We start from the raw sequence: 7,381 nt of genomic DNA, 5'->3' as shown, positions 1-7,381 counted from the left end.
TACCTGTGGTTGTATCGCACAGGACGGGAAGGTCCGGCGATCGTGCTCTACGAGTACCAGGAAACCCGGGGCGGGCATCACCCGCGCAACTTTTTATCCGGTTTTCGCGGCTACCTGCATGTCGATGGGTACTCGGGTTATCATAAGGTAGCCGGTGTCACGCTCGTCGGGTGCTGGGCACACGCCCGACGCAAGTTCGATGAGGCACTGAAGGCATTGCCGGACGGCAAGCAGAAGGCAGCCGTCACCGCGCGTGAAGGACTGGACTTCTGCAACCGTCTGTTTGCCATTGAGCGTGACATCAAGGATGCCTCGCCTGAAGAGCGATTCAAAATCCGAACCGAGCGCAGCCGCCCTGTAGTGGATGCTTTTTTGGCATGGCTTCGTGCTCAGAAATCCAATGTTCTGCCGAAGAGTCTATTGGGAACGGCGATTCACTATTGCCTGAACCAATGGGAGAAGCTTGAGGCATTTTTGAAGGACGGCCGGCTGGAATTGGATAATAACCGGAGTGAACGCTCCATCAAGCCGTTTGTGATGGGCAGAAAGAACTGGCTGTTTAGTAACACACCGCGAGGAGCGAAAGCGAGTGCGACCATCTACAGCATCATCGAAACGGCGAAGGAAAATGGTCTCAACCCGTTTCAATATCTGACCTGGCTGTTTGAAGAGCTCCCGCAGTTGGCTGATCTGAAAGATCCAACGGCATTAGATCACTTTCTTCCTTGGTCAAATTCACTGCCGGCAAAATGCCGAATGGTTCAATCATAGATTACCAGAGTCCCCATCGAATACATAGGTGGGGACTTTTTTACGCTTACTGGAGAGTCGCTTGATGACTTCTTAAGACAGATCGAAACAACTATTAGCGGGAAATTTGCTAAAGAGGAAATTTTGGAAACCTATTTTGAACATCTAAGGTCAAACTATGATCAAAAAGTGCGTATCTTCTCGGATGTGAAAGCTGGGTTGGAACATTTGAAAGCCGCAGGATATCGCCTTGGAGTTGTAACCAATCAAAAGCGTGAATTTACCGTTAGGGGATTAGAGCTCGGGCAGATTCTTCCTTTCTTTGACACTATCGTCACTTTGGATGATGTAAAGGAAGGGAAACCGTCTCCGCAGCCGGTTATACAAGCTATGGTCCGAATTGGAGCAAAGCCGGAAGAAACTCTAATGATCGGTGATTCCAAGTATGATGTGTTGGCGGCTTCTGCTGCCAAGGTAAAAAGTGCAGTACTCGAATGGTATGGTAAGGCTGATTGGAAAGTTGTAGTTCCTGATTACCATTTTGATAATTTTTTGGAGTTCATGCATGAACTTGCAACTGTTAAAAGACAATCCTTCTGGAAGGCAGAAGTCACCCTGCATGGGTGATGCTGTCAGTGATACTAAAAAAGGATGTGAATCCTAATGGCGCAAGTGGAACTCAGACAGATCGTGAAATCTTTCAATAACCAAACCGTGATCAAAGGGTTGGATTTAACCATACCAAATGGTTCATTTACTGTGCTCGTGGGGCCGTCTGGCTGTGGAAAATCGACAACACTTCGTATGATCGCCGGTCTTGAACAGCCTACAAGCGGCGAAATCCTGATCGATAACCGGAATGTCAATCAATTGGAACCCGGAAAACGGGATATCGCAATGGTTTTTCAGAATTATGCCCTTTACCCAACAATGACCGTCAAAGAAAATATTGAATTTGGTCTAAAGAACCGGAAAGTACCAAAACAAGAGAGAAATAGGTTGATTGCGGAAATAGCGGAAGTTGTGGGACTTTCCGATTATCTCGACCGAAAGCCATCCGAATTATCCGGGGGCCAGCGGCAACGTGTAGCTCTTGCACGCGCCATGGTGAAAAAGCCCAAGGTCTTTTTAATGGACGAACCTCTCTCCAATCTTGACGCTCAGTTGCGCCAACAAATGCGGATTGAATTAATGGAGTTGCACAAAAAATTAGGTACTACATTTATCTACGTGACACATGATCAGGTGGAAGCTATGTCGATGGGCGACCAGATCGTCATTATGAATAAGGGCGAACTTCAGCAGGCTGCAAGCCCTATGGAAGTCTATCATCAACCGGCCAACCGATTTGTTGCCGAATTTATCGGGAGCCCACCGATGAATATTATTTGGACAACCGGGTTGAACCTGAAACTGTTGAAACCCGCTCAAGTTCACGCAGTGGGAATCCGACCGGAAAAAATCCGGTTGCATCGTATGGGCCAGAACATATCTGAGGAACAGTCGATTGTTTTGAATGGAACTATTATTGCTCGTGAGATGTTGGGAGCGGAGACACTTTATTACGTGGACACATGTATTGGACGTCTAAGTGTAAAGTGCTATGGTGACAGTTTCTTTCCGGATAAAATCCAAGTGGAATTGCCGTATGAGGATCTTCATTTCTTTGATATGGCGGGAAGTCGGATTCCCAGCCCCGCTGTAAATGTTTTGCCGGAAACGGAGAGTGTACTCCTGTGATTCGACGACTTTTGCCTTACCTGTATACGACTCCGGCCCTTGTGATTTTCCTGTTGTTTTTTATCTATCCGATTTTTTACATGATCTATTTGAGCTTCACTTCCTGGAATTTGATCAGCCCGACGAAAACGTTCATTGGATTTGAGAATTATAAAGAGCTATTTCGGAGTCACGATTTTCTGCAGGTATTATCCAATACAGTTCTGTATACTGTATTCACCGTTTTGATCTCACTGGTTATTTCGCTCTTATTGGCTCTTTGGCTCAATCGAAAAGGCAGGCGGTACAGTTTTTTGCAGGGAGCGATTTTTAGTCCGCATATTATCTCGCTCGTTTCCGTGTCTCTCTTGTGGATGTGGATGATGGATCCGCAATATGGATTGTTAAACTGGGTGTTTTCCTTATTTGGGCTTCCCACGTTGAAATGGCTGGCGGATACAAAATCGGCCATTTATGCTCTGATTCTCGTCAGTGTCTGGAAGATCGTCGGATATAACACGCTGATTTTTATCGCCGGTCTGCAGAGTATTCCAACAGAAATTTACGAAGCCGCTGAACTGGATCAAACACCCTGGTGGCGCAAGCTCACACGAATTACAATTCCGATGCTGTCACCGACACTGTTCTTTCTGCTCATCATTAATACGACCGACTCATTTCAGGTCTTTGACACCATACAAATTATGACGCAAGGAGGACCTGTCAACAGCACAAACATGCTTGTCTTCTATATTTATCAAAACGGATTTGATTTCTTTAAAATCGGCTATGCCTCGGCAGCGGGCGTAGTTCTCCTAGTCCTGGTTGGGATCGTAACGATTGTTCATTTTAAGTTCTTGGCAAAGAGAGTCCATTACCGCTAAGTGTCAGGGGGTGATTTCAATGGGGGTTGTGCACAGAGCAATTAAAATCGTGGAATGGATTGGATTTGTGGTTGTATCTCTGATATTTCTCTTTCCGTTTGCTTGGTTGGTTCTCACTTCCATGAAAAGTCTCGGGGAAGCGGTTGTCTTTCCCCCGAAGTGGCTGCCTTCAACGGTGCACTGGGAAAATTTTGTTCAGGCGTGGCAGTCCGGCCCTTTTATCACTTACTTTTTCAACAGTCTGTTGGTCACGTTGGCGATTCTCTTCTTGCAATTGGTCACGGGCGTGCCTGCAGCATACGCATTTGCCCGTTATCAGTTTAAAGGTTCGAAAGTTCTTTTCGGGTTGACTTTGATCGCGTTAATGATTCCGCCACAGATAACGTTTCTTCCCGTTTTTATTCAGATGAGCGGCTGGGGATTGATTAATACCTATGTACCGTTGATTTTGCCTTATGCGGCAAGCGCTTTTGGAATTTTTCTGCTGCGACAGGCTTTCATGCAGGTACCTGAAGAGGTTCTTGAAGCTGCGCGTCTTGATCAAGCAAGCGAATGGAAAATCATGTGGAAAATCATGGTCCCCATGGCACGGCCGGTTCTCGTCACCTTCGGACTGTTCAGTTTCATTTATCACTGGAATGACTATTTCTGGCCGCTTGTTATGACAAACCAGGATCTTGTGAGAACCCTGCCTGTAGGGATTGCCCGGTTAAAAGCATCTGAAGGAGGTGTTGCCTGGAACATTGTGATGGCCGGCAATATGATTTTGGTTGTTCCGATTCTCATTGTCTATTTGATTGCCCAGCGTCAAATTATCAAAGCATTTGTCTATTCAAGTGTTAAATAACGAATCAAAATAACCGAGTCAAAATATTTACCGGGAGGATCATCTATGAGAAAAGGATTTATTGCAATGTTGGCACCAGTTTTAGTAGCAAGTTCACTCTTATCCGGATGCGGCAGTAAATCGGCGCCTCCCGCGGCAAGTACGGGTGACGGCAATGAGCCTGTCACGATCGATTTCTGGTATTCGCTCAGCGGTAAAAACGGTGAAGTCATTAAAAAGATGGTGGACGAATTCAACCAATCCCAGAAAGAAGTCAAGGTGAATGCCACATTCCAAGGGGATTATTATACAAACCACGCGAAAGTTATGTCAGCCATTGCAGCGGGCAACCAACCGGATGTAACGATGATCGAAGTCGCTTCCGTTGCTTCCTTCGCGAACAACGGGGCGCTTGAAGATCTTACACCTTATATCACAGGCAAAGACGGGATTGATAAAAATGATTTTATCCCCGGTTTGCTTGGCAACTCGACCTGGAACAATAAATTTTACGCTTTGCCTTTTAACCGTTCCACCCCGATCCTTTACATTAACAAAGACAAGCTGAAAGCTGCCGGTCTCGATGAGAACGGACCAAAAACATGGGATGAGTTAGAATCCTTTGCGAAAAAACTGTCCAAAAAAGATACTGAATGGGGCTTTTCAACACCGGTCGATATTTGGTTCTATGAAGCACTAGTAGCGGAAAATGGGGGGGAAATTTTAAGTGAAGACGGCAAGCAGGCGTTAGTGAATTCCCCGCAAGCGGTTGAGCCGATCAAATTCTGGAAGAAAATGATTGATGAAGGTGCTATGAAAATGCCTCCGGGCGCGAAGTACGACGCATGGGAGGTTGCGGAAAACGACTTTATCAACGGCAAAGTAGCAATGATTTTTGATTCTACGGGAAGCCTTAATAGTTTGATGGATAAAGCGAAATTCCGGGTAGGCACAGCCTTCTTGCCGAAAAAAGAAACCTACGGTGTTCCGACAGGCGGTGCCAACCTGGTAATGCTGGCAAAGTCCAAAAAGAAAGATGCAGCTTGGAAGTTCATGAAATGGATGACCGATAAAAAACAAACGATCTTCTGGTCACAACAAACTGGCTATATGCCGGTCCGCACTTCTGCCGTTAACAGCGAGGAAATGCTAAAGTTCTTTGCTGAGAAACCGCAATTTAAAGTGGCTGTCGATCAGTTGCAATACGCACAGCCTCGTCCGGCGGCACCTGGTTACAAGGAATTGCAAGAAGTGATCATGAATGAAATTCAACGTGCGGTCCTCGGTGAAGCAACACCTGAAGATGCAATGAAGACAGCGGTGGAGAAAGCAAATCAATTATTGAAGAAATAAATTGCAAGAGTAAAAGGCCGCGGTTAGACTTCGCGGTCTTTTTCTTGAAAAATGGGAGGCAAAATCAATGAACAATCCATGTATCGCTCATAGAGGGTGGTCCGGCAAAGCGCCGGAAAATACATTTTCCGCAATACGGAAAGCGATCGAACATCCGGATATCGATATGATCGAACTCGACGTGCAAATGAGTCGGGATGGAATTCCTGTTTTGATGCACGATTATACACTTGAGCGGACCACAAATGGATCGGGACCGGTTGGTGCATATACTTTGCAGGAATTGAAAAAGCTTGATGCCGGAGCATGGTTTGGTGAGGAATTTGCCGGGGAAACGATTCCCGCGCTGGAAGAAGTGCTGCAAATGGTGAAGGGGAAAAAGAAACTTAACATTGAAATCAAGCGGGCAGGTGGTATATATCACGGGATTGAGGAACGTGTCGTTGCTTTGGTCCACAAATACGAAATGCAATCATCGGTTATTATAACTTCTTTTAATCACGAAACCATCAGGGAACTATCAAGATTGGCGCCCGATCTAAAAAGAGGTCTCATTATTTACGGCCTGCCGGTGCTCGTTAACGAACAGCTCGAGGCGACGGGAGCAACGATTTTATCAATGTGTTATCCCTATTTAACCAAGGAGTTTGTTTACCCTTTGCTCGACCGGGGGATTGAATGTATCGCGTGGACGATTGATAATCCAGAGCATATGCAACAAGTTGCAATGATCGATGACAGGATCGCCATTTGCACAAACAATCCGGATCGCTGGTTTAATTTGCAGGGAAGAATATGTAGGAACTGCTGAACGGTTCGAAAACCCTTGAACCACAAGGATTTTGGAGTGTTTGTATCGAAATCATGTGCATGGCTTTTGCGTGAAACCATTCAAAAACCGTGCACATGAGGTGGTTAATTTGTATTGGCCCACCGAGCGACAAATTCTTTTGCCGGATGACTTTTTCCTCCCATTTGGTGGGAAGTTGAATAAACAGAACCGTTGGGTCAAACTCGCTCAAATGATCTCCTGGTGGAAAGTGGAGACACACTACGGTGAATGGTTCAAATGCTTCACGAAGGGACAGAAGGCCTACTCCGTCCGTGTAGCACTCGGTGCCCTCATCATTCAGGAGCTCTTGGGTCTAAGCGACCGCGAAACCGTTCGACAGATTACGGAAAACCCCTAACTATCGGGCTCGCAAGCACCATGAAGTCACGACCTGCCTTCACCAGCTGCAAGTTGATTATACCGCAACTGCCCGATTTTCATCATCTGCCGCAGTAGCGGCGTGGGGGCCTAACAGGTGCTCCTTTCTTTGGGTGATGTTGTTTCCGACAAACACCATTCTACCAAAGATTAGGGCACTTTTTTAGCAATTTAAAGCTATGTCACTTTCGAAATTCGGGATTAAATGAGCGAATCGAATGGCTGAAATTTCAGTTGACAAATACATTTATCCTTATCGGCCTGTTGTACCGTTATCAAGTCGGGGGGATCACAGCGGATCGAAAAACACATGTGGTAACAAAGTGAGTCGCATATGGGTATCGCATTTTTGGAGAACAGTTGACCCGGCTTCGACAGTCCATAGATACACAAACCGCCTTCAACCCAAGCGGGACAAGGGTTGAGGCGGTCTGTGGATAACTTGGCGTGTATCTACGTTTTTTGGGGCTTACTTTATCGATATACCCCATATTTTCTGGGGTTCCGGCAATTCGAGAGCAGAAACAATTGCCTGGTGTTCCGATGTAAGTTCCGTGCGTTGCCGTACGGTTCCATCCACCGATTGGTACTCGACCAAGTGGATTTGTTCCATGAGATTACGGAGTTCTCGCCACGTCT

At 46.2% G+C, this 7,381-nt stretch carries 7 protein-coding genes and 1 pseudogene; all 8 read left to right on the top strand.

Features of this window, described 5'->3' with window-relative positions; translation table 11 throughout:
* On the top strand, positions 1–771 hold a 771-nt coding region (gene tnpC / locus C230_RS0101395), incomplete at its 5' end, for an IS66 family transposase (protein ID WP_018130270.1).
* Positions 772–1,377, top strand: coding sequence for an HAD-IA family hydrolase (locus tag C230_RS19060; RefSeq protein ID WP_083910400.1), 606 nt, complete (start codon positions 772–774; stop codon positions 1,375–1,377). It abuts the gene before it with no gap.
* 36 nt (positions 1,378–1,413) lie between these two features.
* A complete protein-coding gene (locus C230_RS0101385; protein WP_018130289.1) occupies positions 1,414–2,490 on the top strand; it encodes an ABC transporter ATP-binding protein in 1,077 nt (358 codons plus the stop codon).
* Complete coding sequence (locus C230_RS0101380; protein ID WP_018130288.1) at positions 2,487–3,353, top strand: carbohydrate ABC transporter permease; 867 nt, start codon at positions 2,487–2,489, stop codon at positions 3,351–3,353. The genes C230_RS0101385 and C230_RS0101380 overlap by 4 nt, the downstream gene beginning before the upstream one ends.
* 19 nt (positions 3,354–3,372) lie before the next feature.
* Positions 3,373–4,200 carry a carbohydrate ABC transporter permease gene (locus tag C230_RS0101375; protein ID WP_018130287.1) on the top strand — a complete coding sequence of 276 codons (828 nt, stop codon included), beginning with the start codon at positions 3,373–3,375 and terminating at the stop codon, positions 4,198–4,200.
* Between the two features lie 45 nt (positions 4,201–4,245).
* Positions 4,246–5,532, top strand: coding sequence for an ABC transporter substrate-binding protein (locus C230_RS0101370; protein ID WP_018130286.1), 1,287 nt, complete (start codon positions 4,246–4,248; stop codon positions 5,530–5,532).
* A 67-nt stretch (positions 5,533–5,599) separates the two neighbouring features.
* A complete protein-coding gene (locus C230_RS0101365; RefSeq protein WP_018130285.1) occupies positions 5,600–6,343 on the top strand; it encodes a glycerophosphodiester phosphodiesterase in 744 nt (247 codons plus the stop codon).
* Between the two features lie 109 nt (positions 6,344–6,452).
* A pseudogene (locus C230_RS0101360) lies at positions 6,453–6,719 on the top strand (transposase); the annotation flags it as partial.
* Between the last annotated feature and the right edge of the window lie 662 nt (positions 6,720–7,381).

Origin of the sequence: Effusibacillus pohliae DSM 22757, from assembly GCF_000376225.1 — a bacterium.
In the GTDB taxonomy this organism is placed as follows: Bacteria; Bacillota; Bacilli; order Tumebacillales; family Effusibacillaceae; genus Effusibacillus; species Effusibacillus pohliae.
Note: the sequence above shows the minus strand (reverse complement) of the source record. Positions and strands in the feature narration are given on the sequence as shown.

What these genes read in the sequence shown, in the direction of transcription:
- C230_RS0101365 (WP_018130285.1), top strand. Translation starts at nt 5,600, where the DNA reads ATGAACAATCCATGTATCGCTCATAGAGGGTGGTCCGGCAAAGCGCCG.
- C230_RS0101370 (WP_018130286.1), top strand. Translation starts at nt 4,246, where the DNA reads ATGAGAAAAGGATTTATTGCAATGTTGGCACCAGTTTTAGTAGCAAGT.
- C230_RS0101375 (WP_018130287.1), top strand. Translation starts at nt 3,373, where the DNA reads ATGGGGGTTGTGCACAGAGCAATTAAAATCGTGGAATGGATTGGATTT.
- C230_RS0101385 (WP_018130289.1), top strand. Translation starts at nt 1,414, where the DNA reads ATGGCGCAAGTGGAACTCAGACAGATCGTGAAATCTTTCAATAACCAA.